Below are 1,998 nucleotides of genomic sequence, written 5' to 3'. Positions count from 1 at the left end.
CGGGGTCCGCAGGATCCGGTTGGGGATCGGGTAGTCGTCGGTGGCGTCGGCGCTTGCGATGCCGGCCCCGGCCAGCGCGCCGGCGACGGTGCAGGCGGCCACGCCGGTGCGGATCAGATTACTGACACTTTTGCGGTTCAACATCTCGCTCCAAAACTCTGAGATCGGCGTCGGGAATCAGACTAAGGCCGCGTGGCGGCCTGTTCGTAGATAAAGCGCTGATCGGGGCAGTAGTAATTGATGGCGGTACCCAGGAACTGCCACGACTGGGCGTCGGAGCTGTCCTTGGCCAGTTGCTTTTTCACGAAACCGACCGAGTCCTGAGCATTGTGGTCGACGCCGTTGTGCAACCGCTTGCACATGATTTTTCCGATCCAGGCGTTGTAATCGCGCTGCCCGTAGATGCCAAAAGTGTGCAGCTCATTGGCGAAATCGGTGTCGGGATCGGCGTGTGCGGGAGCGGCGAACGCGATAGCCGCTGCGGCACCAATTACTGCCAGGCCTGCAAGCTTCATGCGGTGAATCTTAGCCCACCTAAGCCTGTTCCGGGTGTGCGGTTTGCTCAACCAATTGCAGACAACATCGGTACATATTGTTCAGCAATCGTCAGCGAGCCGTGCTGGCCGATCAACGCTGACTCCATGGGCTCTACGGTCCGGCGTAGCAACGCCGCCGTGCCGCGGGCCGCGGCAACGACATCGCCGATGCGGGACCGGACGTCGTCGCGCACCCGCGGGCCGAACCATCCGGCGCTGATTGCCTCCTCCCGCGACATCACCCACGCGGAATCCCCCAGGGTGGTGCGCCATGCCGCGAGGGCGTCATCGGCCGCGCCGGCCGCGGTGTAGACGTGGCGGGCGCGGGCTTCGCCCCCGACTGCGGTCACCCCCTCCAGCAGCGGTTCGCAGGAGTCGATGTCGACCACGGCGGCCGGGTCCACCGTGACCATCCCGTGGTCGGCCACCACGGTCAGCAGACACTCCGACGGCAAAGCTTCCAACACCGATTCCACCAGGCGGTCGACCTGCCGCAACTGCATGCGCCAGGCCGGCGACCCCGGTCCGTGCAGGTGGCCCACCAGGTCGAGGTCGGCGTGGTACCCGTAGCAGAAGCCGCTGCCGGCGACGGCTGCGATGACCTCGGCCGCGAGATCACCGAGTGCGTGCACCCCGACATAGCGTCCGCCGCGCAGGAGCGCCCGGGTCAATCCCGAACCGGCGTGCTCGGCGCCCGAGACCACTGAGACCTCGAACCCGGCCTCTCCGGCACGTTCGAACGTGGTCGGCGAGGGTTGAACCACCTCGGGCACCACGCGGTCGCGCAGGTCCGGCCCCCACGGATGAGGGCGCCACCGCAGCGCGTTGACGACGTCGAATTCCGGGCCGGCCTCGGGAACCCGGAATGAGTAGCCGACAAAACCGTGCTCACCCGATCGGCATCCGGTGCCGATCGCCGCCAGTCCCGCCGCCGTGGTGGACGGGAACCCGACCTGCAGGGTCCGGTTGGCCGACTGGTCGGCCAGGTCTGTCAGGACCGGCGCATCAGCGGCGTGGGTGGCGAGCAGTTCGGCTCCGAGCCCGTCGATCAGCAGAACGCATGCGCCGCGGATCGGTCCCGGCCACGCGATCCGTGCCTCGAATCCGGGTACTCCCATCGCGGCGAGGACCGAGGGAACGACGTCGGCCAGGTGGGGTGCATCGGGATCAGGACACGGCGGCTCCACACCGCGAGCGTGCCACAGATCACGTCAGCGGGTTCCCGGCAAGGCAGACCTCCCCGCGAGTGGGCCTGACCACCCGGCTGTACCCGGTACGCTGGGTTTTCATGAAGCCGATGAGAGCCGTGATCTTCGCCGCCGCTTTGGCGGTGTCCGCAGGTGGGGCGTTCAGTGGCATCGCCGGCGCCGATCCCGACGCGCCCGCGCCCATTCCCGCTCCGGGCCCGCCGCCGGGTCCGGTCGAGCCGGCCCCCGCCGATCCCGCTGCGCCCGGTGCCCCC

Annotated in this window: 2 protein-coding genes and 1 pseudogene; all 3 read right to left on the bottom strand. The window is 68.2% G+C overall.

Translation table 11 applies throughout. From position 1 onward, the window contains the following. Positions 1-144: pseudogene (locus TX88_RS35750) on the bottom strand (DUF5078 domain-containing protein); the annotation flags it as partial. Between the two features lie 38 nt (positions 145-182). Continuing rightward, positions 183-515, bottom strand: a complete 333-nt coding sequence (locus TX88_RS18665; RefSeq protein ID WP_044518684.1) for a DUF732 domain-containing protein — start codon at positions 513-515, stop codon at positions 183-185. 47 nt (positions 516-562) lie between these two features. Then, positions 563-1,723, bottom strand: coding sequence for an alkaline phosphatase family protein (locus TX88_RS18660; RefSeq protein ID WP_044518683.1), 1,161 nt, complete (start codon positions 1,721-1,723; stop codon positions 563-565). Positions 1,724-1,998: the final 275 nt, after the last annotated feature.

This window comes from Mycolicibacterium septicum DSM 44393, from assembly GCF_000455325.1.
Classification (GTDB): Bacteria; Actinomycetota; Actinomycetes; order Mycobacteriales; family Mycobacteriaceae; genus Mycobacterium; species Mycobacterium septicum.
This window is presented reverse-complemented; position numbering and strand designations above follow the sequence as displayed.